This window comes from Actinomadura sp. B10D3, from assembly GCF_039871695.1.
In the GTDB taxonomy this organism is placed as follows: domain Bacteria; phylum Actinomycetota; class Actinomycetes; order Streptosporangiales; family Streptosporangiaceae; genus Spirillospora; species Spirillospora madurae.
Genome location: NZ_JBDPLY010000019.1, coordinates 140773 through 165767, shown reverse-complemented (window position 1 = coordinate 165767; position 24995 = coordinate 140773). Strand labels below are relative to the sequence as shown.

The window sequence follows — 24995 nt, the reverse complement described above, 5'->3', positions numbered from 1 at the left end:
TGGTGAGCGTGAGAACTTCCATCGAACCGCGCGGGCCCCACCCGCTACTTGCGAACCCCCAAACCCGCCTACCGGACCAGCGATCCCGCAGGTCACACCCTCATTTCACGACCTTGCCGGATCCCTGCCCCAGCCCCTCCTCCATCGCCGCCGCGAGCCGCTGCGCATACCCGAAGAACGTCCCCAGGAAATCCGCGGGCAGATCCGTGAGCGTCTCGAAGTGCGTCCGGGGAATCAGCAGCGTGTGCCCCTTGAACAAGGGCCGCACATCAAGAAACGCGACGACATCGCCCTCGTCCAGAACAACGTGCGCCCCACGCTCCCCCGCCACAACCTCACAGAACAAACAACCCTTCGGACCAACACCCATCCCCCCATCCTCCACCCACCCACCGGACGCACCCCACCACACGCCCCAACGAACCAAACCCCGCAACAACCAAACCGCGTCACGCAGCACCGCGGCACGCGCGAGGCATGAGAGCGAGCGCGGCATGACGCCGAGGGAGGGAGAGGGCGGCTGGTGAGTTAACGCCGGGCTTACGGACGTGGGTCTAGCGTGCGGGTCCCATGCGGCTGGAGAACGTCGCCTTTCGTTATCGCCGGAAGGATCCCTGGGTGCTCAGGGATGTCACCTTCTCGCTCCCCGGCGGCAGCGTGACCGAGGTGACCGGGCACAACGGCGCGGGGAAGTCCACGCTGCTCCGGGTGATCGCCGGGTTACGGAGGCCAGGAGCGGGCGTGGTCAAGGAACGGCCGGCGCGGGTGGGATACGCGCCGGAGCGGTTTCCCGTGGACCAGCCGTTCAGCGTCCACGCATACCTAGGGCACATGGCCGCCATACGGCGCGTCCCCGCGGATGCGATCGGGACGTGGGCGGAGCGGCTCGCTTTCGGTCACCTCCTCGACGTGCGGCTGCCCGAGCTGTCGAAGGGCAGTGCCCAGAAGGTGGGACTCGCGCAGGCCCTCATGGCCGATCCCGAGCTGCTGGTCTTGGACGAGCCGTTCGCCGGTCTGGACGCAGCGACCCGTGACGCGCTGCCCGCATTGATCGCCGAGGTCTCCGCCAGCGGCACCACCGTGGTCATCAGCGACCATCAGCGCTGCATCGAGGCCATGCCGGGCGTCGACCGGCTGCGCGTGGCCGACGGCACCGTAACCCGCCTTCCATCGGACGACGCTCCCGATTGGGCCGTCCTCGAAGTCGAGGTGCCTGCGGACGAAGCCGACACCGTGGAGACCAAGCTGCGCGCGGACGGCTACCGAGTGCGGAGGCGCGAGGGATGATCCCGCTCGTCCGATTCCAGGTCGAGGGATACGTCCGATCGCTACGTGTCCTCCAGCCGCTGATCCTCATCCTGCTGGCCGTCGCGCTGATCCTCGCCCAGGGACCCAGTGGTCCGGACGCGGCCGACCTCGCCGTCGGCACCTTGGCAGACGTGGCCGCCTTCATGTTCCCCGTATGGGCGTGGGCGGCGCGCGCCCTCCTCGACACGCAGCCCGACGAGCAGCGCGCGCTGACAACCACCGCGGCCCGCTCCCCCTCGGCCCCAGTCTGGGCGGGCCTGTTCGCCGCATACGGCGTGAACGTCTTTCTGGGTGCCGTCGCACTGGCGGTTCCTCTCCTTCAGGCGCTCGCGGTGGGCTCGCCCGGGCAGGCGGTTCTGCTGGGGCTCGTGCTCAACCTCCTGGTGGCCGTCCCGGGGACGCTCCTCGGTGCTTGGACGAGCCGAGCGCGCATCCCCCATCCGGGCGTCTCCTTGCTCGTCCTCCTCGGCGGTGCCGCGACGTTGCTTCTCCTGGGTCTGGGACGGCTCGCCTGGCTCTCCGTCCCGATGATCGGGTGGATGCGCGCGGCCCACGACGGCCCGTCCGCCTTCACCTCCGCCTTCCCCGGCATAGCCCTCCACCTGCTCATCTGGTCCACCCTCGTGGGCGCCGCCTACCTGATCACCACCCACCGCTCCCCCTGACCACTTGGACGCCGCGGCGGGCGGCCAGAGCCGTGCGGGTGGGCTGCTCTCCGCCTCGGCCCTCATGGCTGTCGTCTCGGGTAGGGGCGTGGTGTGGTGGATGTGTCGCGTTGGGTACTCGGAGGCTCCTTGGATCGCTTGTCAGGCGGCTTGGAGGGTTAGCCAGGAGTGCTCCAGTGGGGTGTTCTGGCGGGTGCAGAAGTAGATGCGGCCTGGGTCGCCCCAGTACCAGCCGAGGCGGTCGTCCGAGTCGAGTTGGAGCAGGAGGTGCCACTCCTCGGCGGTGTGCTGCTCGTCCGGGCTCAGGGACGGTGGCTTGACGGAGTCCAGCGGGCGGCCGGTCGAGGCGTAGAGGCAGTCGGGGCCGAGCGGGCGCTGGACGAGGATGGGCCAGCCGCCTAGCTGGTGGGCGGGTGCGTCGTCCGGGCAGGTGTGGCGCGTCCAGGCCGCGTGCAGTTGCGTGTAGACGGCGACGACTCCGCTGTAGACGGCCTCCAGGCGCTGGACGGCGGGCTCCTGCGGGGACGGTAAGGACAGGAACGGAGCGGCCCCCAGGGTGGTTCGCGGGTAGGTGAGCGATCCGGGGGGCGGGTCCGCGGCGTGGAGGTCGCCGGTGAAGACGCGCCACCCGTCGCGCTGGGCGGCCTCGTCGCCCCACGGACGCGGGGTCTCGCTCGCGTAGTAGAACGCGGCCCGGCAGGACGGCAGGCCGGGGATGTCGCCGAGGGGTGCGAGGCCGGCGAAGTCGATCGCGCCGAGGAAGTCGAGCGGGCGGCCGTTCCATTTCGGCCACAACTCGTCCGGTGGCAGGAGCGGGGTGCCGCCGAGGTGGACGGGCACCTCCCCCTCGGCGCCCAGGCGCAGGGCGGGTCTGATCAGCGGTAGCACGGCGGCCGTGACCTCGGGGGTGAGGAAGGCGTCGAACAGGGCGCGGAGGCGGCGGTATTGCGCTGCGATGCTGTCCATGCACGTAGCGTTGCCTGCCTTCGATCGCGTGTGCAGGGTCCCGCGAAATTGTGGATAACTCATACGGGCTTGCGGCCTGGGGCCGTCCCGCCGCCCTGGCAAGCGTCGGCGGGGCGGCCGTGGCTCAATCTGCGAGCAGGGCGCCGAGGTCGTCGAACCGGTCGACGTGCCGCAGCTTGTCGGGATTGGCGATGGAGTGGATCATTTGGATCTGGCCGTCGGTGATGCTGAGGGCCGCGACCAAGACCAGCCGGTCCTGCGCGTCGGTCGCCACCGCGCCGGGCTGGCCGTTGACCTCGGTGACATGGACGCGGATGCCTCGACGTGCCAGTGCGGACATCCCGGCCGAGAAGGTCCGCGCCACGTGCCGCCGCCCGTTGACCGGTCGCGCCAGCGCCCCCGGCACCTTGCCGCCGCCGTCGGCGTGCAGCGCCGCATCCTGCGCCAGCAGCGCCTCCAGCGCTCGCAGGTCGCCCTGCCCGGCGGCGGCGAAGAAGCGCTGAGCCAGCTCCTGTCGCTGCCGCCGGGAGGCGTGGTAGCGCGGCCGGCGTTCCCGGACGTGGCTTCGGGCCCGCGCGACCAGGTGCCGCGTGGTGTCCACATCGGTGCCGATGATCTCGGCGACCTCCGTATACGGATACTCGAACACTTCGCGCAGCAGGAACGCGGCCCGCTGCTGCGGCGACAAGCTCTCCAGCAGCACCAGGAACGCCAGCGACAGCGAGTCGGCCATCTCGGCGTGCTCGGCCGGCGTCGGCTCGGTGACCAGCGGTTCCGGCAGCCACTCGCCGACGTACCGCTCCCGCCGCACCCGTGCCGAGCGAAGCTGGTCGATGGCCAGCCGGGTGACCAGCGTGGCGATGTACGCCCGGGGTGAGGCGATCGGCTCGTCCCTCCGCAGCGTCTGGTGCATCCGCAGGAACGCCTCCTGCACCACGTCCTCGGCCTCGCCGACACTGCCGAGCATCTGGTAGGCGATCGCAAAGGCCCGCGGGCGCAGCTCTCCGTACAGATCCGAGGTGGACACAGCCGCGTTATCCCAGTCCCTCGATGAACCCCGTACGCCAGCTCGGGTACTGCGGCGCCCACCCCAGTTCGCGTTTGGTCTTCTCGCTGGAGATCCCGCGTGCCTGCGTCATCAGGTTCACCGGGCCCTTGCCGGCCAGCCGGCGTACGAGCCAGGCCGGTACCCGGCGCGGCGGTTTGGCGCCCAGTGCGCGCGCCAGTTCCGACAGCCAGTCGTGCACCGGTGCCGGCTCGTCATCGCCGACATGGTAGATCCCGGGCTTGCCACGCTCGATGGCCGCGACCGTGGCCGACGCGGCGTCGACGATGTGCACCAGCGACCACACCCCGCCGCCGTCGCCGACGATCGGGAACTTCCGCCCGCGGATCTGCGCGGCCATGACGGCGTCCGGCGCGGCGCTGATGCCGGTCCCGGGGCCATAGAACCCACCGTAGCGAAGCGCGATGCCCTCGCCCCAGCTGATGCCGGTCACCGCCTCCTCCAGGTGGCGCAACGCGTCCACCGACTCCTTGACGTCCGCAGGCGGGTTCGGCTCGATTCGGCCGTTCTCGTCGGCGACCGGCCCGCCGGTGCGCTCCATCCACAGAGCGTTGCTCTGCGCCACGAACTTGCGGACGCCGACGGCGCGCGCGGCGGCCAGCAGGTGGTCGGTGCCTTCGGTGCGCAGCCGGTCGGTGGCGGCCGCCATCCGCTTCACGTGCCGGAAGTCCGCCGGTCCGCTCAGCGCGGTGAGCTGATGGACGATCACCTCGGGCTCGGCCCTGGCCACCACGCCGGCCACCGCCTCGGGGTCGAGCGCGTCGACGATCACCGGTTCGGCGCCGAGCGCGCGCAGCGCGCCGGTCTTGGCGGCCGAGCGGGTCGTCCCGACGACCTCGTGGCCGCGCGCCACGAGCTGGGGAATGAGCTGGGCGCCGATCGCACCGGACGCTCCGGCGATGAAGATCTTCATGACGTCTCCGTTCGTTGTACTCACCAACAGAGACGAGACAGCCCTGCACCCCATGAACGGCAGTAACCCACTTCACAGCGCGATCCCTGGGGCCGCGACACCCACGGCCGACGTCGTCAGCGTTCGAGGGCGGCGGCGAGCTGGAGCAGGAAGCGGTCGACCTCCTGCTCGTCGTAGCCGGGCCCGATCCGGACGACGCGGAAGGCACTTTCCCGGACGTCCCGGGCCGTCACCGGCGGGGCGGTGCCGCGCAGGCCGGCGATCACGCGGTCGAGGAACGCGTCCACGTCCCGCACGTCGTAGCCCGAGCGCAGGCGGGCACCGGAGAACCGGGCGTTCTGGATCCAGTTGATCAGCCAGCCGGGCTGGGCCCGGGGGCGGCCCGGCCGCTCGCCGATCGGCGCCCGGGCCTGGAGCTCCCTGATGCACTCGCGGAGCAGCTCGTCCACCGCGCGATGCTCGTAGCCGCGCAGGACGAGGTCGAAGCGGGTTCCGCGCACCTCGTCCACGGAAACCGCCGGACCACCGTCCAGCGCCTGCGAGACCCGTTTCAGCAGAGCGTCCACCTGGTTGCGGTCATAGCCGCGCATGACCACCGGCAGCCGCGCACCCGTCTTCACCGGCACCCGCTCCTCAGCCGTGTCCCCCGCCCGCACGGGCGTCGGAACACGCCCGCGGAGCGCTCAGTCCTTGGTCGACGCGGCCAGCTGCCCACAGGCCCCGTCGATCTCCCTGCCCCGAGTGTCGCGCACCGTGACCGGGACACCGTGGGCCTCCAGGCGGCGGACGAACTCGCGCTCGTCCTCGGGCCGTGAAGCGGTCCACTTGGAACCCGGCGTTGGGTTCAACGGGATCAGGTTGACGTGAACGAGATTCCCGCGCAAGAGCCTGCCGAGAAGATCGGCCCGCCACGCCTGGTCGTTGACGTCCTTGATGAGGGCGTACTCGATCGAGACACGGCGGCCGCTGCGGTCCGCGTAGGCCCAGGCGGCGTCCAGGACCTCGGAGACCTTCCACCGGTTGTTGATCGGCACGAGGTCGTCGCGCAGCTCGTCGTCGGGCGCGTGCAGGGACACCGCCAGCCGGACGGACATGTCCTCCGCGGCGAGCTTCTCGATGGCCGGGACGAGCCCGACGGTGGAGACGGTGACCGATCGCTGGGAGATGCCCAGCCCGGCGGGTGCCGGGTCGGTGATGCGGCGTACGGCGCCTATCACGGCCTTGTAGTTGGCCAGGGGCTCGCCCATGCCCATGAAGACGATGTTGGATACGCGGCCAGGACCGCCTGGGATGCGTCCGCGGGCAAGGGCGCGCGCGCCCGCGGCGACCTGTTCGACTATCTCGGCCGTGGACAGGTTACGGGTGAGCCCTGCCTGACCGGTCGCGCAGAACGGGCAGTTCATTCCGCACCCCGCCTGGGACGAGACGCACATCGTGGCCCTGTCCGGGTACCGCATCAGCACCGATTCGAACAGGACGCCGTCGAACGCCTTCCAGACGGTCTTGAGGGTCGTCCCCCCATCGCAGTCCATCTCACGGACCGGAGTCAGCAGCGAGGGAAGAAGTTCGGAGACGAGCCGTTCTCGGAGAGCGGCGGGCAGGTCCGTCATCTCGGACGGGTCGTCGATCAGCCTGGCGAAGTAGTGCCGCGACAGCTGGTCGGCCCGGAACGGCTTCTCTCCCAGCGCGGCGACCGCCTCGCGCCGTTCCGCCGTGGTGAGGTCGGCGAGATGCCTCGGCGGCTTGCCGCGCCTCGGGGCGGCGAAGACGAGCTTCGCCGGGGTCTTCTTGGGCGCGGCGCCGGTCACGGCAGGCTGGGTGGCAGACATGGTCCCCCCAGTGTCGCAAACACCTGCCCGTGCATCGTCCGTCTGCGGCCACTCACCTTTACCCACCGCACGACATTCCTGCACATGACCTTGTCTGCCACTAAGGTCTCGATCATGTCGGTATTGCGCAGGGGTGCGGCCACGGCACGGGGGCCGGCGGCCACGGTCGTCCACACGGCGGCCAGCCCGTACGGCAGCCGGCGGCTCACCGTCGAGACCGACGGCGACGTCACCGCGGCCTACCTGAAGGACGCACGGGACTCGGTGGTCGGGGCGGTCTGGGTCGCGAACCACCGTGCGGCCCCGTCCGAGCTGGATCGGGCACGGCTGGAGGCGGGACGCGCACCGCTCCTGCCGGAGTCGCACGTCCGCCATCCCTCCGGACGCGGGGCACTGGACGCCGACGCCCTGGAAGTCGTGTGGTTCGAAGAGGGCGACGGGGTGGCCGTCCTGGAGGCGGGCGACCCGCTCTTCGTGATCCCCGGCTGGTCGGACATGGGCCGCGGCATCCCCGGCTATGCCCGTGACGCCACCCGCCAGAGCCCGTTCGCGTTCCCTCTGGACGAGGAGATCGAGGACTTCGGGCCACGTATCGACCAGGCGCGCGAGCACTGGAAGCGGTGCCGTGCCGACGGTTCCTGGGCCGAGTTCCAGCAGTCGGTGCTCGGGCACCTGCTGCAACGCCTCGGCCCCAGTGGCCACTACTGGCACGACGTCGGACGCCAGCTCACCAACGGCAGGCCGGCCATGGCCCCGACGGTGGGGGTGTCGGAGCGTCCAGCAAGAGGCGACCGCGAGTACACCGTTCTCAGCACCGTGGGGATGAGCCGCCAGCGGATGCCCACGGTCGAGCTGTACGAGGACGACGTCGCCCCGTACGGGCGGATAGAGCTCGCCGTCGCCAGCACCCTGCCCAGCCAGCGAGCAGGGAGCATCTTCCCCTGGCTGGCGCAGTACCCCTGGCGCTCAGTCACCTGGTTTGCGCCGGGAGACGTCGTCAAGTGGTACCACGAGGCCCGCACGTTCCCTCTGGGCAACGGTGAGTCGTCCTGGGAAGGCGTGCTCCTGCTGGACGACCCGAACCGCCTGGCGGGCCCTCAGGGGCCGCCCATGACCGGGCTGACGCTGAACGGCGACGCCGTCCGGTGGCTGTGGCTCGTGCCCATCACCGGCGAGGAGCACCGCTACGCCAAGAGCGAGGGGTCGGATGCGCTCATCCGTCGTCTCGCCCAGCAGGGCCGCTCCTGGGTCGTCTCCTGACGGAAGGGCCCGGAGCGGCCTAGCTCGGGACGAACAGCTCCAGCAGCAGCCACACGACGGGGGCCGTCGCGACCAGCGAGTCGAGGCGGTCCATCACCCCGCCGTGGCCCGGCAGGAGCGTTCCCATGTCCTTGATGCCGAGATCGCGCTTGACCACCGACTCGACGAGGTCGCCGGCGGTCGCGGTGACGACCGCGGCCAGCCCGATGATCACGCCCTGCCAGACCTGCCCGCCGTCCAGCAGCCACCACACCAGCCAGCCGCCGACGAGCATGCAGGTGAGGGCCGAACCGGTGACGCCCTCCCAGGTCTTCTTCGGGCTGATCGTCGGCGCCAGCTTGTGCTTGCCGAGGAACGACCCCGCGAAGTAGCCGCCGATGTCGCTGGCGACGGTGGCGGCGATGAAGATGACGATGCGGTGGTCACCGTCGTCCGGGCGCATGAGCAGCGCGACGATCCCGCCCATCAGCACCAGGTAGACCGCGACGAACGATCCCGCGGCGACGTCCCGGACGTATCCGGTCGCCCCCTCGGTCATCCGCGTCATCAGGAGCGCCAGCACGGTCAGGGACACCGCGGCGATCGTCGCGGTGGGCCCCCACACGTACGCCACGACGGGCGTGCCGACCATGCCCGTCGCGACCGGGATGAATGGGACGCGGATGTCGCGGGTCTTGAAGGCCTCCGTCAGTTCCCGCATGCCGAGGAACAGGAACACGATCATCACGCCAAGGAAGATCTCCTTGACGGTGTAGAGAGAGAGCAGCACGAGCGCGCCGAGCGCGACGCCCACGCCGATGGCCATCGGGAGGTTGCGGCCCGTCCTGCCGTGGGGTTGATCGGACCGGTCACCGGCTGTCGCGCCGGTGGAGGGCGGGACGTCCTCCACCGGGCCGTCCGGTTCCCGCCCCGAAGACGAGTCCAATGCCTCACCGGGGGGTGGGCCGGCCATGTCGACCTCCGGCTCGTCCGAGGAGCCCTCGGGCTCCCCGGCGTCGTCGAGTTCCATCAGACTTCGAGCAGTTCGGCCTTCTTGTGCTCAAGCAGCTCGTCGATCTGCGCCACGTAGCGGTGCGTAGTGTCGTCGAGCTCCTTCTCGGCACGCCTGACCTCGTCCTCGCCGGCCTCGCCGTCCTTGGCGAGCTTGTCGAGGGTGTCCTTGGCGCGGCGCCGGACGTTGCGGATGGAGATCTTGCTCTCCTCCGCCTTCGTCCCGGCCACCTTGATGAACTCCTTGCGGCGCTCCTCCGACAGCTCCGGGAACACGACCCGGATGACGTTGCCGTCGTTGGTGGGGTTCACGCCGAGGTCGCTGTCGCGGATGGCCTTCTCCACCGCCTGCATCGACGACTTGTCGAAGACCTGGACGATGACCATCCGCGGCTCCGGCAGCGTGAACGACGCGAGCTGGTTGATCGGCGTCGGGGTGCCGTAGTACTCGGCGGTGATCTTGTTGAACATCGCGGGGGTGACGCGGCCGGTGCGGATGGCCTGGAAGTCCTCCTTGGCGACCGCGACCGCCTTCTCCATCTTCTCCTCGGCTTCGAGGAGGGTCTCGTCGATCACTGTGACTCCCGTGTCATCTGGTCGGCCTTGATCCTGGAGTGCCGCGACGGGTCCGGCGCGGCCGCGGGCTGGGGTCAGCCCTCCGCCGGGCTGACCAGCGTGCCGATCTTCTCACCCCGGACGGCCCGGACGATGTTGCCCTGCCCCATGAGGTCGAAGACCACGATGGGGAGCGCGTTGTCCATGCAGAGGCTGATGGCCGTGGCGTCCATGACCTTCAGGCTCCTCTGTAGAACTTCACCGTAATCCAAACGGTCGAACTTGACCGCGTCTGGATTCTTTCTGGGGTCGGCGTCGTACACACCGTCCACCTGAGTCGCCTTCAGCACCGCCTCCGCACCGATCTCCAGCGCGCGCTGGGCGGCGGTGGTGTCGGTGGAGAAGAACGGCTGGCCGAGGCCCGCGCCGAAGATGACGACGCGGCCCTTCTCCAGGTGCCGGATGGCACGGCGAGGGATGTAGGGCTCCGCCACCTGGCTCATGGTGATGGCGGTCTGCACACGGGTGTCGAGGCCGAGCTTCTCCAGGAAGTCCTGCAGGGCGAGGCAGTTGATGACGGTGCCGATCATCCCCATGTAGTCGGCGCGTCCGCGGTCCATGCCGCGCTCGGCCATGACGGCGCCGCGGAACATGTTGCCGCCGCCGCACACGACCGCGACCTGCACGCCGTCCCGGACGGCCTCCGCGATGGCCTCGGCGACATGCTGGACGACCTCGGGATCGATGCCGAGCGGGTCCTTTCCGGCGAAGGCCTCGCCCGAGAGCTTCAGCAGCACCCGCCTCCAGCCCGCACGCGGCGCGTGCTGGCCGGACGACGAGGCCGCCGTCGCGCTACTGGTCGTCTTGTCCGGCACGTCGGCGGCCTCCTCGTTGCGTCGCGGTATCTCTCGGGTGCCCGTCTCCGGCGCCCTTACGCCTGCCCGACCTTGAACCGGGCGAAGCGGACGACCTTCACGCCGGCCTCGTCGAGGACCTTCGCGATCGTCTTCTTGTTGTCCTTCACGAACGCCTGCTCCAGGAGCACGAAGTCGCGGAAGTAGGCGTTCACCCGGCCCTCGACGATCTTCGGGATCGCCTTCTCCGGCTTGCCCTCGTCGCGGGTGAGCTGCTCGGCGAGCGCCCGCTCCTTCTCGACCGCCTCGGCGGGGATCTCCTCGCGGGTGAGGTACTTGGGGGCCATCGCCGCGATCTGCTGGGCGACGTCCTTGGCGACCTCGGGGTTCTCGCTGTCCAGCTCGACCAGCACGCCGGTGGTCGGCGGCAGGGACGGGTCGGACTTGTGCAGGTAGCTCGCCACGTAGGCGCCCTGGAAGTGGGCGAAGCGGCGCAGCTCCAGCTTCTCGCCGATCTTGGCGCTGTTCTCCTCGATCAAGGCCTGGACGGTCGTGCCGGGCTCGATCTCGGCGGTCAGCAGCGCGGCGGCGTCGGCGGCGCCGCTGCCGGCGGCGAACTCGACCAGACGCTGGGCCAGCTCGATGAACTGCGCGTTCTTGGCGACGAAGTCGGTCTCGCAGTTCAGCTCCAGCAGCGCCCCATCGCCGGAGTTCGCAAAGTACTCGGCGACCAGGCCGTTGGCGGCGGTGCGCTCGGCGCGCTTGCCGACGTCCTTGGCGCCCTTGAGGCGCAGCAGCTCCGTCGCCTTCTCGAAGTCGCCGTCCGCCTCGGTCAGGGCGTTCTTCACGGCCATCATGCCGGAGCCGGTCAGGTCGCGGAGCCGCTTGACGTCAGCGGCGGTGAAGTTGGCCATCGCTCTCTTCGCTTCTCTCGTCGTTGGTCGTGTGACCCGCGACGGTCCCGGCGGCGCGATGGGGCGCCGCCGGGACCGCGGGATCAAGCCTGCTCGGCCTCGGCGGCCTCGTCGGCCTTCGGGGCCTCTTCGGCCTCGGGAGCCTCGGGAGCCTCGTCCGCCTTCGAGGCCTCTTCGGCCTTCGGCGCCTCGTCGGCCTTCTCAGCCTCGTCGGCCTTCTCAGCCTCGTCGGCCTTCTCGGCGTTCGCGCCCTCGGGGGCCGCGGCGCCGTCCGTGGAGGCCTGCGCCTCCTCCGGCTTCAGCAGGTTGCGCTCCCACTCCGCCAGCGGCTCGTCGGCGGCGGCGGCGCCCTCGGCCGGCTTCTCGTCGCCGCCGGAGGCTGCGCCCGCACGAGCGATCAGGCCGTCGGCCACGGAGTCGGCGACCACGCGGGTCAGCAGGCTGACGCTGCGGATGGCGTCGTCGTTGCCCGGGACCGGGTAGTCGACCTCGTCGGGGTCGCAGTTGGTGTCGAGGATCGCCACGACCGGGATGCCGAGCTTCTTGGCCTCGTTGACCGCGATGTGCTCCTTCTTGGTGTCCACGATCCAGATGGCGCTCGGAACCTTCGCCATGTCGCGGATACCGCCGAGCGTGCGCTCCAGCTTGTCCTTCTCGCGGCGCAGGCCGAGGAGCTCCTTCTTGGTCATGCCGGAGCCGGCCACGTCGTCGTAGTTGATCTCCTCCAGCTCCTTGAGCCGGGTGAGCCGCTTGTGGACGGTGGAGAAGTTCGTGAGCATGCCGCCCAGCCAGCGCTGGTTGACGTAGGGCATGCCGACCCTGGTGGCCTGCTCGGCGATGGACTCCTGCGCCTGCTTCTTGGTGCCGACGAACAGGATCGTCCCGCCGTGGGCGACCGTGGCCTTGACGAACTCGAACGCGCGGTCGATGTAGGACAGCGACTGCTGAAGGTCGATGATGTAGATGCCGTTGCGCTCGGTGAGGATGAAGCGCTTCATCTTCGGGTTCCACCGGCGGGTCTGGTGGCCGAAGTGGACGCCGCTCTCCAGGAGCTGCCGCATGGTGACGACGGGTGCCATTGCCCGTGCTCTCCTTCTCTGGCCCTGCCGGGCCGCATTTGGTTGTCTGCCTGCGCCCGGGTGCGGTCCCACCGTCGCCGAGGCGACGGACCGAGGGACTGCGCCCCACCGTGACCTTGGTGGCATGCGGACGCGTGAAATCAGCCGCCGGGATACCTCCAGGCGGCTGTGACCCGTTTCCGAGTCTGGGTCCCGGCCGCTCGGTGAGCGGCTTCCGCCTCCCCGCCTGCGGCGGTTGAACGGCGGCCTGGCCCTGGCCGATGCCCTCTCGGGCACGTCTACAGATTATCAGGGCGCGGAGGTGGCCGGGCCCCATCGGTCCCGGAGGTTATCCACAGTTCGCGGACCCTCTCGCGGCGCCGCCCGCCACTCGGCAGGGTGCTGTGCATGACGTTGCTGACGCTGCTCCTCACCTGCGTGATCACCCTCGGGGCGCCCGGCCCGGACGCCTGGCGCCGGCCCTTGGGCCCGCCCGCTCCGACGGTCCTGCGGGGCTTCTCGCCGCCGTCCTCCCCATGGGGTGCCGGGCACCGCGGGGTCGACCTCGCGGCGCGTCCGGGGCAGGCCGTCCACGCCGCGGGTCCGGGCCGCGTCTCGTATGCCCGCGACCTGGCGGGACGCGGCGTCGTCGCGATCGACCACGGCGTCCTGCGCACCACGTACCTGCCCGTCCGTCCCAGCGTCGTGGTCGGACGCCGCGTCGCGTCCGGTGCCCGCATCGGTGTCCTCGAGGACGGCCGCGCCCACTGCCCCGTGACCTGCCTGCACTGGGGGCTGCGCCGCGGCGCGCTCTACCTGAACCCGCTCAACCTGGTCCAGCGACAGTTCCGCCTCCTGCCCCAGTGGAAGCAGCCCACCCCGACCGCCGAACCCCGTCCTGCCGAACCGTCCCCACCCAGGATGGGCCTGCGCGACGCGACAACGGCAACGGGCGGGGCCTTGACAGGGATGGTCCTGGCGTTCGCAATGGCCTTCGTATGGCGCCGCACCCGCCTCCGATTCCGCCTGCACCGCAGACGCCGCCCGCCGCCGGGCGTCATCAACCTCTCCCACCAACGCTACCTACGCCGCGCCCGCTGACCTGAAAGAAGATGGCCGGCCCGCCGGATAACCGGCGGGCAGGCCACCCAACCCACCACCAGAAGCCGCACCAACGCCCGCCCGCCGCAACAGACCGCAAAACGCACACAGGCCAGGCACAAAACGGCGCGCCAACGACCACCGATCCACACGACAGCCCCGCCCGACACCAGCCAGCGAGTGCTCCCGTCGGCGGCTGCGAACCCGCCGCCCGGTATCAGTCTGGTCGGGTGCCTCGGGGGTGGGCTTGGCGGTGGACTTGTTTGAGGCGGTCGGCTGATACGTGGGTGTAGATCTGCGTGGTCTGCAAGGAGGCGTGGCCCAGGATTTCTTGGACGCTCCGCAGGTCGGCGCCGCCTTCTAGCAGGTGGGTAGCCGCACTGTGGCGCAGCCCGTGGGGGCTGAGATCCGGGACCTGGCCCACCTCGGAGATCCGCGAGTGGACGATTCGGCGGGCGCTCGTCGGGTGGAGACGCCCGCCGCGGGCGCCGAGGAAGAGGGCGGGCCCGCTGTCCTCGGTCGCGAGCGCGGGACGTCCGGCGCGCAGCCAGTCCTGGACGGCGCGGACGGCGGGTTCGCCGACAGGGACCGTGCGCTCACGTCCGCCCTTGCCGAAGACGCGGATTGTCCGGCGGCCGGTGTCCAGGTCGTCGATGTCGAGTCCGCACAGCTCGCTGACTCGGACGCCGGTCCCGTAGAGCACCTCCAAGACGGCCAGGTCGCGGAGACCGAGCGAGCCTTGGGCGTCCATGGTGTCCAGGAGACGGGCGGCGTCGTCCTGGGTGAGCACGCCGGGGAGATCGCGCCGTCGATTGGGTGTGCCCAAGAGCAGCCCCGGGTCGTTTTCGAGAAGCCCGCGCCGGTGTAGGTGGCGGGTGAAGGCTCGGACGGCCGCCGTGCGGCGGGCCAGGGTCGCGCGCGACCGCCCCAGGGCGTGCTGACGGGCCAGCCACGCGCGCAGCAACGAGACGTCCAGCTCCGCCGGTTCGGTGACCCCGGTGGCCGCGGCGTAGGCGCACAGGTCGGCCAGATCACCGAGATAGGCGCGCAGGGTGTGCGGCGAGACGTCCCGTTCGGCGCGCAGATGGCGCCCGAACTCGGAGACGGCGTCCTCCAGCGGCTCGGTCACAGGCGTCACGCTGCGCCACAGCCCCGGTCGACGCAAGCACCGCACGCCGGTTTCGAGCGATCTGTCGAGCTTGTTCCCACAGTTATCCACAGGTTGGCGTTTCCACGCTACGCACCGTGACGGCCCGCCAGTGTCGAAGACCGGAGGTGAGGCCCATGAACGCCCACATCGACCTCGGCCGCCGCGGCGAGGACGCCGCCGCCGAATACCTGGCCGGACTCGGCTGGACGATCCTCGACCGCAACTGGCGGTGCCCCGAGGGCGAGCTGGACATCGTCGCCCATGACGGGCGGCGGCACGTGGTCTGCGAGGTGAAGACCCGCCGCTCGGCCAGGTTCGGCGACCCCCTCGAAGCCATCACCGCCGACAAGGCCGCCCGGTTACGCCGGCTGGCCTGGCGGTGGGCCGCCGCGAACGGGGTCGGCGGCGCGTCCATGCGGGTCGACGTCCTCGGCCTGATCAGCTACGGCGACCGCTTCTCCATCGACCACGTGCGGGAGGTGTGCTAAATGACGCTCGCTAAGACGCGCTCCGTCTCCTTGGTCGGGGTGGACGGCTTCGTCGTGGACATCGAGGCCGCCATCACCAGCGGCGTCCCCGGCCTGCATCTGGTCGGCCTTCCCGACACCGCGCTCAGCGAAGCCCGCGACCGGGTCCGCGCGGCGATCTTCAATTCGGGCGAAGACTGGCCCAACAGGCACGTCACGGTCTCGCTGTTCCCGGCGAGCATGCCCAAGAAGGGGTCGACCTTCGATGTCGCCATCGCCGTGGCATTGCTCGCGGCGGCGGAGGCGATCCCGGCCCGCAGTTGCGCGGGGCTCGTGCTGATCGGCGAGCTCGGGCTGGACGGCCGCCTCCGTCCCATCCAGGGCGTCCTGCCCGCTGTCCTTGCCGCCGCGAACCGTGGCTGCCGCACGGTGGTCGTCCCGAGCCAGAACGCCGCGGAGGCCGAACTCGTCCCGGGGATGGAGGTCCTGTCCGCGCGCAACCTGCGCGCGCTCCTCTGCCTGCTGCGCGACGAGCCACCGCCCGTCGAGGAGGACGAGGAGGAGGACGCCCCCGACTCCCCGACGAACGGGTTCGCTCTGCGACAGCAAGAGATCTCACCCGACCTCGACCTGGCGGACGTCCGCGGCCAGGCCGAGGCCCGCCGCGCCCTGGAGATCAGCGCCGCGGGAGGGCATCATCTCTTCTTCGCCGGCCCGCCCGGCTGCGGCAAGACGATGCTGGCCGAGCGGCTGCCGACGCTGATGCCGCCCCTCGAACCCGAGATCGCGCTGGAGGTCACCGCGATCCACTCCGTGGCCGGGACGCTCCGGCCGGGCCCGCCACTGATCACCCAGCCGCCGTTCTACGCGCCGCACCACACCGCATCGCGCGCCTCGATGGTCGGCGGAGGCTCGGGCCGGGTCCTCCAACCGGGCGCGGTGTCCCTCGCACACCGCGGGATCCTCTTCCTGGACGAGGCACCCGAGTTCCAACTGGGAACGCTCGACGCCCTCCGCCAGCCCCTCGAAGAAGGCGAGGTGCGGATCACCCGCATCGAGGGCATGGCGCACTTCCCCGCGCGGTTCACGCTCGTCCTCGCCGCGAACCCGTGCCCGTGCGCCGCGGCGAAGCAGATCGACTGCTCCTGCGCACCCGGTGCCCGACGCAAGTACACGAGCCGCGTGTCCGGGCCGCTGCTCGACCGCGTCGACCTCAAGCTGGAGCTGACCCCCGCCAGCCGGGCCGAACTCCGCTACGACCTGGAGTTCGCCGAGTCGAGCAAGGTCGTGGCCGAACGCGTCCTGCTCGCCAGGGAGCGGACGCTCGGACGCCTGGCCGGCACCCCGTGGCGGTCGAACGCCGAGGTCCCCGGGCCGGAGCTGCGCCGCCGGTTCACCCCGCCGCCGGAGGCGATGCGGGCCGCCGACGACGCCCTGCAGCGGGGCACGCTGAGCGCCCGCGGCCTCGACCGGGTCCTGCGGGTCGCGTGGACGATCGCCGACCTCGCCGGCCACGACGAACCGGGCCCGGACGACATCGGCGGCGCCCTCACCCTGTGGTCGGCGGGGCGCCAATGAGCGACGAGCGAACCGCCCGCGCCACCCTGACCGCGGTCGCCGAACCCGGCGACGCCTTCCTCAACCGGATCATCGACCACTGCGGCCCGGAAGGTGCGCTGGAGGCCGTCCGGGCCGCCCAGGTCCCGGAAGGGGTGTCCGCCACCCCGAAGGAGGCCCGGCGGCTCGACGCCTGGCGGATCCGCCTCATCGCCGCGGAACCCGACCAGGACATGGCCGTCTGCGCCCGGTTCCGCGGCCGGTTCGTCTGCCCCGGAGACCCCGAATGGCCGACGACCCTGGACGATCTCGGCACCGGCCGGCCGTACGCGCTCTGGCTCCTCGGCCCCCTCGACCTGCGCTACACCTGCCTGCGCTCGGTCGCCGTCGTCGGTTCCCGCGCCGCGTCCCCCTACGGCCTGCGCGCCGCCGCCGATTTCGCCTCCGGGCTCGCCGACGCGGGCTGGACGGTGATCTCCGGCGGCGCCCTGGGCATCGACGCGGCCGCCCACCGCGGCTCGCTGGCCGCCGACGGCACCACCGTCGCCGTCCTCGCCAACGGGGTCGACGTCCCCTACCCGGCGTCCAACGAGGGCCTCTTCGCCGAGATGGCCCGACGGTCGCTGCTGGTCAGCGAGTCGCCGCCGGGCACCCATCCGCACCGCCTCCGGTTCCTCGTCCGCAACCGGGTGATCGCCGCCCTCTCACGAGGCACCGTCATCGTCGAGGCGGAGGCGCGCAGCGGTGCGCTCAACACCGCCGGCTGGGCGGCCAAGCTCGGCCGCGTCGTCATGGCGGTGCCCGGCCCGATCACCTCCCGGTCCTCGGTCGGCTGCCACCGCCTCCTGCGTGAGGAGGGCACCACGCTGGTGACGCGCCCCGAGGAGATCGTCGAGGCGGTCGGGCTCATCGGCGACGACTTGGCACCGCCACCGGACACCCCCGTCCTCCCCCGCGACCGCTTGGAGCCGGTCACCCGCTGCGTCCTGGAGGCCTTCCCGGCACGCGGCGCGGCCGGCCCCGCCCAGCTGGCGGTCAAGGCGGGCGTCGACCTGAACACCGTCAACGCCAAGCTCGGCCTCCTCGCCGCCGCCGGCTTCATAGAACGCACAGCAGCCGGCTGGCGCCTAACAAAATCCGCCAAATCCCCCACCGGCCCCACCCCACCCCCCAAGCAATGACCCCCCACTCCGCCGAGCACCACACCCCCCAAGCGGCCGAATGAGCGGCTGTCCGCTGTTTCTGGCTGGCGGGGGCGCCCTGCCGGGGCTGGAGACTTTGCCGCCGGCCTTGCGCCGCCCCAGAACCAGAGCAGCCCCGCAGGGTGGCGGGTAGTGGCGCGGTGTCTGGGCCGCGGGGGTCGCGTGGGTGAGCGGGTGTTGGCCGGTTTTCGGCTGGTGGAGGCACTGCCGGAGATTGGGGCTTTGCTGTCGCTGGCAGCGCTGGGCTGGGCGACGTCGCTGCTGAGCAGGGCGCCAGCAAGTCGGTGCTCTGGAGCGCGAGGTGGTTGGTTTGTTGCGTGCTTTTGTGGGGGTCTAGGGGTCTATTGGGGGTGTTGGTCTGAGGGGAGTTCGAAGTCGCTCTTGGCTAGTTCTTCGACGTTGACGTCTTTGAAGGTGACTACGCGGACGTTCTTGACGAAGCGGGCCGGGCGGTACATGTCCCAGACCCAGGCGTCCTGCATCGTGACCTCGAAGAAGACCTCGCCGTTGTCGACGCTGCGCACCTGGAGGTCGACCGAGTTCGTCAGGTAGAAGCGGCGCTCGGTCTCGACGACGTAGGTGAACAGGCCGAGGACGTCGCGGTACTCGCGATAGAGCTGAAGCTCCATCTCGGTCTCGTACTTCTCGAGATCCTCGGCGCTCACGCTCGTGCCCCTTCCGTGCGGTCCTCGCCGGGGAGTTCCCCCTCGGTCTCCTCTTCCAGGACCACATCCCCATTGTTCCGCAAGGCACGCCCCACGTTGACGTAGGAGAACCGATGTTCCGGGCAAGGGCCGTGTTCGGCGAGGGACCTGCCGTGTGCGCGGGTCACGTAGCCCTTGTGGACGTCGAAGCCGTATTCGGGGTAGCGCTCGTGGAGTTCAACCATGATCCGGTCTCGGGTGACCTTGGCGATGATGGACGCCGCCGCCACGCAGGCGGCGACCTGGTCGCCCTTGATCATCGCGAGGGCGGGGACGTCCAGGCCGGGGACGGGGAAGCCGTCGCTGAGGACGTAGGCGGGCCGCTGGTCCAGGGCGGCGAGGGCCCGCCGCATTCCGGTGATGTTGCACCGGTGCAGGCCGATCCGGTCGATGTCGTGGCAGGGGATGATGACCGCGCTCCACGCCTGGGCACGTTCGGTGATCTCCGCGTACAGTTCCTCCCGGCGGGCGGGTGTGAGGAGTTTGGAGTCGGTGAGGCCCTCGATCCTGCGGCGTCCGCCCTGGAGGATCACCGCGCCGACGACCATCGGACCCGCGCAGGCGCCCCGGCCCGCTTCGTCGACGCCGGCGACGGGGCTGAACCCGGCGTGGTCCAGCGCGCGCTCGTACGCGAACAGCCCCGCGTCCCGGCGCGGGGTGAAGCGAAGCGGACGATCCCTCATGCTCCGCAGCGTACGACCCGAGCGCCCCCGGTCGCCCACAGAACGCCCCCTTGCGGCCTTATGTCACAACCGTGCCGCGTCTCGTCCGGTGGCGGCGCCGCAGGTAGGCGATGGGGAGGGCACCGAGGAAGCCGAGGGCGTACGGCGTGGCGGGGAGGGCGGCGGCGGCCGGTTTCTCCAGGTCGCGCTGCTTGAAGGTGTCGGGGATCGGCAGGTTCCCCATGCGGTCCAGGGGCCAGACGACGACGAACGCGCGGCCAATGACGCGGTCGACCGGGATGGTGCCGCCGCCGGGGTCGCCGCGGTGCGAGCGGGAGTCGTAGGACAGTTCGCGATGGTCGCCCATGACCCACAGTTGGCCCGGCTTCACGGTGACGTCGAACGGGTCGTTGGACGGCTTGTTCTGCTCGTGCGTGACCGGGTCGGTGAAGACGTAGGACTGCTCGTCGAGCGGGACGCCGTTGACGGTGACGCGGCCCTTGGCGTCGCAGCATTTGACGTGGTCGCCGGGGATGCCGATGACGCGCTTGATGTAGTCCTTCTCGTTGGGCGCCACGCCGAAGGCGGTGCCGATCGCGCGCAGGACCTTGGAGACGGGGTTGCCGGGCTCCTCGACCTGGACCTCGGGGTCCCAGGAGTCGAGCCCGTTGAAGACGATGACGTCACCGCGGGCGATGTCGCGCGTGTGGTAGACGATCTTGTTGACGAGGACGCGGTCGCCGACCTGGAGGGTGTTCTCCATGGAGCCGGACGGGATGTAGAACGCCTGGACCGCGAACGCCTTGATGACGAGGGCCAGGACGACGGCGACGACGATGAGGACCGGGAGCTCTTTCCAGAACGAACCCTGCTTCTTCTTCTTGCGCCCGCCCTCGTCCTCGGAGCCGCCGGCCGCCTCGTCGGCCGAGTTCGCGGGCTCCTTCTCTTCGGGCACCGAGCCCTCGGCTTCGGATCGCACGTCTCTCCGATCGTCCTCGTCAGTCATCAGAGCGAAAGCCTAGCGGCGCCGGGCCCGCGGGGCGCCGCGCGCGGGCGTGTCGGCGGGGTGCCGGACGGTGGCTCCGTCCGCAACGGGCAACGCCCCGGTCACCGCTGCGGGTTCCCGGGGCGTCGTCGTCATCGGCTCAGTGGTCGCGCTTCTCCTTGATGCGCGCGGCCTTGCCGCGCAGGTTGCGCAGGTAGTAGAGCTTCGCGCGGCGGACGTCGCCGCGGGTGACGACCTCGATCTTGTCGATGGAGGGGCTGTTGAGCGGGAACGTCCGCTCGACGCCGACGCTGTAGCTGACCTTGCGGACGGTGAAGGTCTCGCGGGCGCCGCCGCCCTGCCGCCGGATCACCACGCCCTGGAAGACCTGGATACGGCTCCGGTTGCCCTCGGTGACCCGCACGTGCACCTTCAGCGTGTCTCCCGGACGGAAGTCCGGGATGTCGGCGCGCATCGCGGCCTTCTCGATCTCCTGGATCAGGGTGTGCATCGCAGCGGTTCCTCATGGTCGAACGCGGGCGTCGAGAGGCCCCGGTGGATCCTTCGTGGGGGCGTCGCGCCGCGGAGAGTGGTCTTGGGGTGCCGTGCGGCCTACGCGCACGGACGCTCTAGTCTGCCATATCTTCGCCGTCAACCGGAAAACCGGCCTCGCGCAGGACGGCCCGGTCGCGTTCGTCGAGGGCCTTGCGGTCGAGGCGTTCGACCAGTTCGGGACGGTGCCGCGCCGTCCGCCGGAGGGCCTCGTCGCGCCGCCAGCGGGCGATCGCCCCGTGGTGCCCCGACAGGAGGACGTCGGGGACGGCCCGGCCGCGCCAGACCGGCGGCTTGGTGTAGACGGGCCCCTCCAGCAGCGACTCCATGGCGCCGGGGGCGAAGGAGTCGTCGGCGGCGGAGTCGGCGTTGCCGAGGACGCCCGGCAGCAGGCGCCCGATCGCCTCCACCATGACGAGGACGGCGACCTCCCCGCCGGCGAGGACGAAGTCGCCGAGGCTGACCTCGTCCACCGGCATCCAGGTGCGGGCCTCCTCGGTGACCCGGGAGTCGATGCCCTCGTAGCGCCCGCACGCGAACACCAGCCACGGCTCCGCGGCGTACCGGACCGCGTCGGCCTGGGTGAACGGCCGCCCGCTCGGCGTCGGAATGATCAACCGCGGCACCGGCCCGGCCGGGGACGCAGGGGTGGACGGGACATCGTCGCCGGCCGTCCGGGATGACGGGTCGCCGAGAGACTGCCCGTTACCGGGCGCCGATGCGCCATGTGCCGCGTCGCCGGACGGCGGGCTGTCCGCGTGTGACCGGTCGGGCGAGGCGTTCAGGGGCGTCCCCTCCGAACGTGAACCCGGTGGCAGGCCGCCCGCATCTGTCGGGTCGGACGACGCGCCGCCGTCCCGCGGCCGGTCGGACGGCGGGGTGCTCTGGGGTGCCTCCTCCGGACGCGGGCCGGCAGACGGCTCGCCCGGTGGGGGGATGAGGGCGTCGAGGGCTTCGCCCCAGGGGGTGGGTTTCATGACCATGCCGGGGCCGCCGCCGTACGGGGTGTCGTCGACGGTGCGGTGCCGGTCGTGGGTCCAGGCGCGCAGGTCGTGGACGTGCACGTCCAGGATCCCGGCGCGCCGCGCCTTGCCCAGGAGGGAGATGTCGAGGGGGGCGAAGTACTCGGGGAAGATCGTGACGATGTCGATTTTCATGATTCGTCGAGTAGGCCGGGGGGCGGGTCGATCACGAGCCGCCCCCCGGGGACGTCCACCTCCGGGACGAGCGCCGCGACGAACGGCACCAGTTTCTCCCCGGCGGCGCCGCGCACGACCAGGAGGTCCTGGCCGTGGTGGAGGACGCCGGAGACCTGGCCGACATCGGCCCCGTCCGCGGTGACCACGGCGAGCCCGATCAGTTCCTGGTCGTGGAAGTCGTCGGGGTCGGCGGACGGGGGGATGTCGCCGGGGTCGACGACGAGCCAGGTGCCGCGCAGTTGCTCCGCGGCGTCGCGGTCGCCGATCCCGGCGAAGCGCACGAGCAGGCGTCCCGAATGCCGGCGTGCCCGCTCGACGGTGAGCGGACCGGCGGTGGCGGGGTCGGTGGTGACCGTCGCGCCGACGGCGAACCGGGAATCCGGGTCGTCCGTGCGGACGTCGATGGTCACCTCACCGCGGACCCCGTGCGGCCGTCCGATCCGTCCCACCACGAGCGGTTCGCTCATCGGGACACCACTCAGCGGACCTCGTTGACGTCGAGGAGGTCGACGCGCACGTAGCGGCCCCCGGAGAGGGCGCTGATCACCGTGCGGAGGGCCTTGGCGGTGCGACCGCTTCGGCCGATGACCTTTCCGAGGTCCTCGGGGTGCACGCGCACCTCGAGGACCCGGCCGCCCCTGATCCGGCGGGCGCGGACCCGGACGTCGTCCGGGTTCTCCACGATCCCGCGGACCAGGTGCTCGAGCGCTTCTTCGAGCACGTCAGCCCTCGCTCTTGGCTTCGTCGGTCTCGGCGGCCTTCGCCTCGGACTTCTTCGGCTCGGCCTTCTTCTTGCCCCGGGTCGCGGTGCCGGCGGCCGCGTCGTCGCCCAGCGACTCCTTGACGGCGGCCTCGAACGCGACCTTCTTGTCGGCCTTCGGCTCGGCGACCTTGAGGGTGCCCTCGGCGCCCGGCTCGCCCTTGAACTTCTGCCAGTCGCCGGTGATCTTCAGCAGGTTGAGGACGGGCTCGGTCGGCTGCGCGCCGACGCCGAGCCAGTACTGGGCGCGCTCGGAGTCGATCTTGATGAGCGACGGCTCCTGCTTGGGCTGGTAGAGCCCGATCTCCTCGATGGCGCGCCCGTCCCGCTTGGTACGGGCGTCGGCGACGACGATCCGGTACTGCGGGTTCCGGATCTTCCCCAGACGCTTGAGCTTGATCTTGACTGCCACGGGTGTGGTGTACTCCAACTTCGTCACTGGGTGGACGAGCCCGTGCCAGGTGGGGAACACCGGCTCACGGCCGTCCGATGGACTCCGGTCGCGCAGGACGAGAGAGGGCGCCTCGCGAGTCCGGGTTTCCAGCCTGTCATTCTGCCAGACGTTCGGCGTGAAAGCGCCATCGCGCAACCGGGTGTCGCCCCGGCCCGCGGCGGGTCACTTCTTCTTGCGGCCCTGCAGCTTGCCGAGGTCGGGCATCTGGAAGCCGGGCGGGAGCTGGCCGCCGAGGCCCGGGGGCAGGCCGCCCTTGCCGGCGAGGCCGGGCGGGAGGCCCTGGGGCATGCCGTCGGCGGCGGGCTGCTCCTGCTCGGGGCGGGCGCCCTTGCCGGCGGCGCGCTTGCGCGGGTCGCCGCTGCGCTGCTTGCCCTTCTTGTTCTTGGCCTTCGCCGCCTTGGCGGCCTTCTTGCGCCCGCCGGGCATGCCGGGCAGGCCCATGCCGCCGGCCATCTGCCGCATCATCTTCTGCGCGTCGAAGAAGCGGGTGACGAGGCTGTTGACCTCGCCGACGCTGACGCCGGAGCCCTTGGCGATGCGGGCCCGCCGGGAGCCGTTGATGATCTTGGGCTGGGAGCGCTCCTGCGGGGTCATCGAGCGGATGATCGCGGCGATCCGGTCCAGGTCGCGGTCGTCGATCTGGCTGATCTGGTCGCGGACCTGCCCCATGCCCGGCATCATCCCGAGCAGGTTCCCGATCGGGCCGAGCTTGCGGATCATCATCATCTGCTCGAGGAAGTCCTCCAGCGTGAAGTCCTCGCCCGAGGCGAACTTGCTGGACATCTTCTCGGCCTGCTCGGCGTCGAACGCCTGCTCGGCCTGCTCGATCAGGGTGAGGATGTCGCCCATGTCGAGGATCCGGCCCGCCATGCGGTCCGGGTGGAAGACGCTGAAGTCCTCCAGCTTCTCGCCCGTCGAGGCGAACATGATGGGGCGGCCGGTGATGTGCCGGACCGACAGGGCCGCGCCGCCGCGCGCGTCGCCGTCGAGCTTGGTGAGGACGACGCCGTCGAAGCCGACGCCGTCCATGAAGGCCTGGGCGGTGTTGACGGCGTCCTGGCCGACCATGGCGTCGACGACGAACAGCACGTCGTCCGGCTTGACGGCGTCGCGGATGTCGATGGCCTGCCGCATCATCTCCGCGTCGATGCCGAGCCGGCCCGCGGTGTCGATGACGACGACGTCGTGCTGGGCGTGCCGGGCCTGGTCGATCGACCGGCGCGCGACGTCGACCGGGTCGCCGACGCCGCTGCCCGGCTCGGGCGCGAACACCGGCACCCCGGCGCGCTCGCCGACGACCTCCAGCTGCTGGACGGCGTTCGGGCGCTGGAGGTCGGCGGCGACCAGCAGCGGCGTGTGGCCCTCCTGCTTCAGCCAGCGGGCCAGCTTGCCGGCGAGGGTGGTCTTGCCGGCGCCCTGCAGGCCGGCGAGCATGATCACGGTGGGCGGCGTCTTGGCCAGCCGGATCCGCCGGGTCTCGCCGCCGAGGATGTTGATGAGCTCCTCGTTGACGATCTTGACGACCTGCTGCGCCGGGTTCAGCGCCTGCGAGACCTCCGCGCCCCGCGCCCGCTCCTTGACCTGCGCGATGAAGTCCTTGACCACGGGGAGCGCGACGTCGGCTTCAAGCAGCGCGATCCGGATCTCGCGGGCGGTCGCGTTGATGTCGGCCTCGGAGAGCCGGCCCTTGCTGCGCAGCGACGAGAAGACCGTCGTCAACCGGTCGGAGAGCGTCTCGAACACGTGTCTGGACCGTCCTTGGAAAGCTTCTGGGATCGCCTATCAGCGTATCGGGTCGCCGGCGGGTCCCCGCCCGTCTCGCCG

27 protein-coding genes and 2 pseudogenes are annotated in these 24995 nt (G+C 71.0%); 7 read left to right on the top strand and 22 right to left on the bottom strand.

From position 1 onward, the window contains the following. Window positions 1–100 precede the first annotated feature (100 nt). The gene (locus ABGB11_RS26675; protein ID WP_347636886.1) at window positions 101–370 is read right to left on the bottom strand and encodes an HIT domain-containing protein; all 270 of its coding nucleotides are present in this window, start codon (window positions 368–370) and stop codon (window positions 101–103) included. Between the two features lie 200 nt (window positions 371–570). Here ABGB11_RS26675 and ABGB11_RS26670 point away from each other — a divergent pair, with 200 nt between their 5' ends. Continuing rightward, entirely contained in the window at window positions 571–1287 is a 717-nt protein-coding gene (locus tag ABGB11_RS26670) for an ATP-binding cassette domain-containing protein (RefSeq protein ID WP_347636884.1), read from the top strand. After that, on the top strand, window positions 1284–1973 hold the full coding sequence (locus ABGB11_RS26665) for a hypothetical protein (RefSeq protein ID WP_347636882.1): 690 nt from the start codon (window positions 1284–1286) through the stop codon (window positions 1971–1973). Before ABGB11_RS26670 ends, ABGB11_RS26665 begins: the two co-directional genes overlap by 4 nt. 141 nt (window positions 1974–2114) lie before the next feature. Here ABGB11_RS26665 and ABGB11_RS26660 read toward each other — a convergent pair whose 3' ends face one another. The 5 genes from ABGB11_RS26660 to rlmN all read right to left on the bottom strand — a co-directional run bounded on the left by ABGB11_RS26660 (window position 2115) and on the right by rlmN (window position 6747). Then, entirely contained in the window at window positions 2115–2939 is an 825-nt protein-coding gene (locus tag ABGB11_RS26660) for a YwqG family protein (RefSeq protein WP_347636880.1), read from the bottom strand. 124 nt (window positions 2940–3063) lie between these two features. Continuing rightward, complete coding sequence (locus ABGB11_RS26655; protein WP_347636878.1) at window positions 3064–3966, bottom strand: RNA polymerase sigma-70 factor; 903 nt, start codon at window positions 3964–3966, stop codon at window positions 3064–3066. A 7-nt stretch (window positions 3967–3973) separates the two neighbouring features. Continuing rightward, a complete protein-coding gene (locus tag ABGB11_RS26650) occupies window positions 3974–4918 on the bottom strand; it encodes an NAD(P)-dependent oxidoreductase (protein WP_347636876.1) in 945 nt (314 codons plus the stop codon). Window positions 4919–5034: 116 nt separating this feature from the next. Then, the gene (locus tag ABGB11_RS26645) at window positions 5035–5538 is read right to left on the bottom strand and encodes a DivIVA domain-containing protein (protein ID WP_347636874.1); all 504 of its coding nucleotides are present in this window, start codon (window positions 5536–5538) and stop codon (window positions 5035–5037) included. A 63-nt stretch (window positions 5539–5601) separates the two neighbouring features. Then, on the bottom strand, window positions 5602–6747 hold the full coding sequence (gene rlmN, locus ABGB11_RS26640) for a 23S rRNA (adenine(2503)-C(2))-methyltransferase RlmN (protein WP_347636872.1): 1146 nt from the start codon (window positions 6745–6747) through the stop codon (window positions 5602–5604). Window positions 6748–6861: 114 nt separating this feature from the next. Between rlmN and ABGB11_RS26635 the strand changes: the two genes are divergently transcribed. Next, complete coding sequence (locus tag ABGB11_RS26635) at window positions 6862–8007, top strand: suppressor of fused domain protein (RefSeq protein ID WP_347636870.1); 1146 nt, start codon at window positions 6862–6864, stop codon at window positions 8005–8007. A 19-nt stretch (window positions 8008–8026) separates the two neighbouring features. On the opposite strand, the gene ABGB11_RS26630 is transcribed toward ABGB11_RS26635, so the two are convergent. The 5 genes from ABGB11_RS26630 to rpsB all read right to left on the bottom strand — a co-directional run bounded on the left by ABGB11_RS26630 (window position 8027) and on the right by rpsB (window position 12399). Further along, window positions 8027–9016 (bottom strand): phosphatidate cytidylyltransferase, encoded by a 990-nt coding sequence (locus ABGB11_RS26630; RefSeq protein ID WP_347636868.1) that lies wholly within the window; start codon window positions 9014–9016, stop codon window positions 8027–8029. After that, complete coding sequence (gene frr, locus ABGB11_RS26625) at window positions 9016–9573, bottom strand: ribosome recycling factor (RefSeq protein WP_347636866.1); 558 nt, start codon at window positions 9571–9573, stop codon at window positions 9016–9018. The genes ABGB11_RS26630 and frr overlap by 1 nt, the downstream gene beginning before the upstream one ends. A gap of 74 nt (window positions 9574–9647) precedes the next feature. Next, window positions 9648–10349 (bottom strand): UMP kinase, encoded by a 702-nt coding sequence (pyrH, locus tag ABGB11_RS26620; RefSeq protein ID WP_052357961.1) that lies wholly within the window; start codon window positions 10347–10349, stop codon window positions 9648–9650. Window positions 10350–10483: 134 nt separating this feature from the next. After that, the gene (gene tsf, locus ABGB11_RS26615) at window positions 10484–11320 is read right to left on the bottom strand and encodes a translation elongation factor Ts (protein WP_347636864.1); all 837 of its coding nucleotides are present in this window, start codon (window positions 11318–11320) and stop codon (window positions 10484–10486) included. Window positions 11321–11403: 83 nt separating this feature from the next. After that, the gene (rpsB, locus tag ABGB11_RS26610) at window positions 11404–12399 is read right to left on the bottom strand and encodes a 30S ribosomal protein S2 (RefSeq protein WP_347636862.1); all 996 of its coding nucleotides are present in this window, start codon (window positions 12397–12399) and stop codon (window positions 11404–11406) included. Between the two features lie 387 nt (window positions 12400–12786). Between rpsB and ABGB11_RS26605 the strand changes: the two genes are divergently transcribed. Next, the gene (locus ABGB11_RS26605) at window positions 12787–13479 is read left to right on the top strand and encodes a M23 family metallopeptidase (RefSeq protein ID WP_347636860.1); all 693 of its coding nucleotides are present in this window, start codon (window positions 12787–12789) and stop codon (window positions 13477–13479) included. Between the two features lie 217 nt (window positions 13480–13696). Here ABGB11_RS26605 and ABGB11_RS26600 read toward each other — a convergent pair whose 3' ends face one another. Then, complete coding sequence (locus tag ABGB11_RS26600; protein ID WP_347636858.1) at window positions 13697–14608, bottom strand: tyrosine recombinase XerC; 912 nt, start codon at window positions 14606–14608, stop codon at window positions 13697–13699. 155 nt (window positions 14609–14763) lie between these two features. Here ABGB11_RS26600 and ABGB11_RS26595 point away from each other — a divergent pair, with 155 nt between their 5' ends. Genes ABGB11_RS26595 through dprA form a run of 3 tightly spaced genes read left to right on the top strand, consistent with a single transcriptional unit; the run spans window position 14764 to window position 17834 of the window. Continuing rightward, a complete protein-coding gene (locus ABGB11_RS26595; protein WP_347636856.1) occupies window positions 14764–15117 on the top strand; it encodes a YraN family protein in 354 nt (117 codons plus the stop codon). Then, window positions 15118–16674, top strand: coding sequence for a YifB family Mg chelatase-like AAA ATPase (locus ABGB11_RS26590; RefSeq protein WP_347636854.1), 1557 nt, complete (start codon window positions 15118–15120; stop codon window positions 16672–16674). It abuts the gene before it with no gap. Then, on the top strand, window positions 16671–17834 hold the full coding sequence (gene dprA, locus ABGB11_RS26585; protein ID WP_347636852.1) for a DNA-processing protein DprA: 1164 nt from the start codon (window positions 16671–16673) through the stop codon (window positions 17832–17834). The genes ABGB11_RS26590 and dprA overlap by 4 nt, the downstream gene beginning before the upstream one ends. A 362-nt stretch (window positions 17835–18196) precedes the next feature. On the opposite strand, the gene ABGB11_RS26580 is transcribed toward dprA, so the two are convergent. The 10 genes and pseudogenes from ABGB11_RS26580 to ffh form a co-directional block, all read right to left on the bottom strand. After that, window positions 18197–18520 (bottom strand): DUF2469 domain-containing protein, encoded by a 324-nt coding sequence (locus tag ABGB11_RS26580; protein WP_250369676.1) that lies wholly within the window; start codon window positions 18518–18520, stop codon window positions 18197–18199. After that, a complete protein-coding gene (locus tag ABGB11_RS26575) occupies window positions 18517–19242 on the bottom strand; it encodes a ribonuclease HII (RefSeq protein WP_347636849.1) in 726 nt (241 codons plus the stop codon). Before ABGB11_RS26575 ends, ABGB11_RS26580 begins: the two co-directional genes overlap by 4 nt. Before the next feature lie 58 nt (window positions 19243–19300). Then, complete coding sequence (gene lepB, locus ABGB11_RS26570; protein WP_347636847.1) at window positions 19301–20200, bottom strand: signal peptidase I; 900 nt, start codon at window positions 20198–20200, stop codon at window positions 19301–19303. Between the two features lie 166 nt (window positions 20201–20366). Next, window positions 20367–20717 carry a 50S ribosomal protein L19 gene (gene rplS / locus ABGB11_RS26565; protein ID WP_021598310.1) on the bottom strand — a complete coding sequence of 117 codons (351 nt, stop codon included), beginning with the start codon at window positions 20715–20717 and terminating at the stop codon, window positions 20367–20369. Between the two features lie 118 nt (window positions 20718–20835). Further along, window positions 20836–21429: pseudogene (locus ABGB11_RS26560) on the bottom strand (tRNA (guanosine(37)-N1)-methyltransferase TrmD); the annotation flags it as partial. 273 nt (window positions 21430–21702) lie between these two features. Beyond that, a pseudogene (locus tag ABGB11_RS26555) lies at window positions 21703–21915 on the bottom strand (tRNA (guanosine(37)-N1)-methyltransferase TrmD); the annotation flags it as partial. Further along, window positions 21912–22424, bottom strand: a complete 513-nt coding sequence (rimM, locus tag ABGB11_RS26550) for a ribosome maturation factor RimM (protein WP_347636845.1) — start codon at window positions 22422–22424, stop codon at window positions 21912–21914. The pseudogene ABGB11_RS26555 and the gene rimM, both read right to left, overlap by 4 nt. An 11-nt stretch (window positions 22425–22435) precedes the next feature. Further along, a complete protein-coding gene (locus ABGB11_RS26545; protein ID WP_021598307.1) occupies window positions 22436–22678 on the bottom strand; it encodes an RNA-binding protein in 243 nt (80 codons plus the stop codon). Window position 22679: 1 nt separating this feature from the next. Next, the gene (gene rpsP, locus ABGB11_RS26540) at window positions 22680–23129 is read right to left on the bottom strand and encodes a 30S ribosomal protein S16 (RefSeq protein ID WP_347636842.1); all 450 of its coding nucleotides are present in this window, start codon (window positions 23127–23129) and stop codon (window positions 22680–22682) included. Between the two features lie 204 nt (window positions 23130–23333). Continuing rightward, window positions 23334–24914: a signal recognition particle protein gene (ffh, locus tag ABGB11_RS26535; RefSeq protein ID WP_347636840.1), complete on the bottom strand. Its 1581-nt coding sequence runs from the start codon at window positions 24912–24914 to the stop codon at window positions 23334–23336. Between the last annotated feature and the right edge of the window lie 81 nt (window positions 24915–24995).

Coding starts and splice junctions, on each gene's coding strand:
- tsf (WP_347636864.1), bottom strand. CDS start 11,320: ATGGCCAACTTCACCGCCGCTGACGTCAAGCGGCTCCGCGACCTGACC.
- rplS (WP_021598310.1), bottom strand. CDS start 20,717: ATGCACACCCTGATCCAGGAGATCGAGAAGGCCGCGATGCGCGCCGAC.
- ABGB11_RS26590 (WP_347636854.1), top strand. CDS start 15,118: ATGACGCTCGCTAAGACGCGCTCCGTCTCCTTGGTCGGGGTGGACGGC.
- ABGB11_RS26660 (WP_347636880.1), bottom strand. CDS start 2,939: ATGGACAGCATCGCAGCGCAATACCGCCGCCTCCGCGCCCTGTTCGAC.
- rlmN (WP_347636872.1), bottom strand. CDS start 6,747: ATGTCTGCCACCCAGCCTGCCGTGACCGGCGCCGCGCCCAAGAAGACC.
- ABGB11_RS26670 (WP_347636884.1), top strand. CDS start 571: ATGCGGCTGGAGAACGTCGCCTTTCGTTATCGCCGGAAGGATCCCTGG.
- ABGB11_RS26650 (WP_347636876.1), bottom strand. CDS start 4,918: ATGAAGATCTTCATCGCCGGAGCGTCCGGTGCGATCGGCGCCCAGCTC.
- ABGB11_RS26575 (WP_347636849.1), bottom strand. CDS start 19,242: ATGAGGGATCGTCCGCTTCGCTTCACCCCGCGCCGGGACGCGGGGCTG.
- ABGB11_RS26630 (WP_347636868.1), bottom strand. CDS start 9,016: ATGGAACTCGACGACGCCGGGGAGCCCGAGGGCTCCTCGGACGAGCCG.
- ABGB11_RS26665 (WP_347636882.1), top strand. CDS start 1,284: ATGATCCCGCTCGTCCGATTCCAGGTCGAGGGATACGTCCGATCGCTA.
- rpsB (WP_347636862.1), bottom strand. CDS start 12,399: ATGGCACCCGTCGTCACCATGCGGCAGCTCCTGGAGAGCGGCGTCCAC.
- ABGB11_RS26675 (WP_347636886.1), bottom strand. CDS start 370: ATGGGTGTTGGTCCGAAGGGTTGTTTGTTCTGTGAGGTTGTGGCGGGG.
- ABGB11_RS26605 (WP_347636860.1), top strand. CDS start 12,787: ATGACGTTGCTGACGCTGCTCCTCACCTGCGTGATCACCCTCGGGGCG.
- dprA (WP_347636852.1), top strand. CDS start 16,671: ATGAGCGACGAGCGAACCGCCCGCGCCACCCTGACCGCGGTCGCCGAA.
- rimM (WP_347636845.1), bottom strand. CDS start 22,424: ATGAGCGAACCGCTCGTGGTGGGACGGATCGGACGGCCGCACGGGGTC.
- ABGB11_RS26595 (WP_347636856.1), top strand. CDS start 14,764: ATGAACGCCCACATCGACCTCGGCCGCCGCGGCGAGGACGCCGCCGCC.
- ABGB11_RS26635 (WP_347636870.1), top strand. CDS start 6,862: ATGTCGGTATTGCGCAGGGGTGCGGCCACGGCACGGGGGCCGGCGGCC.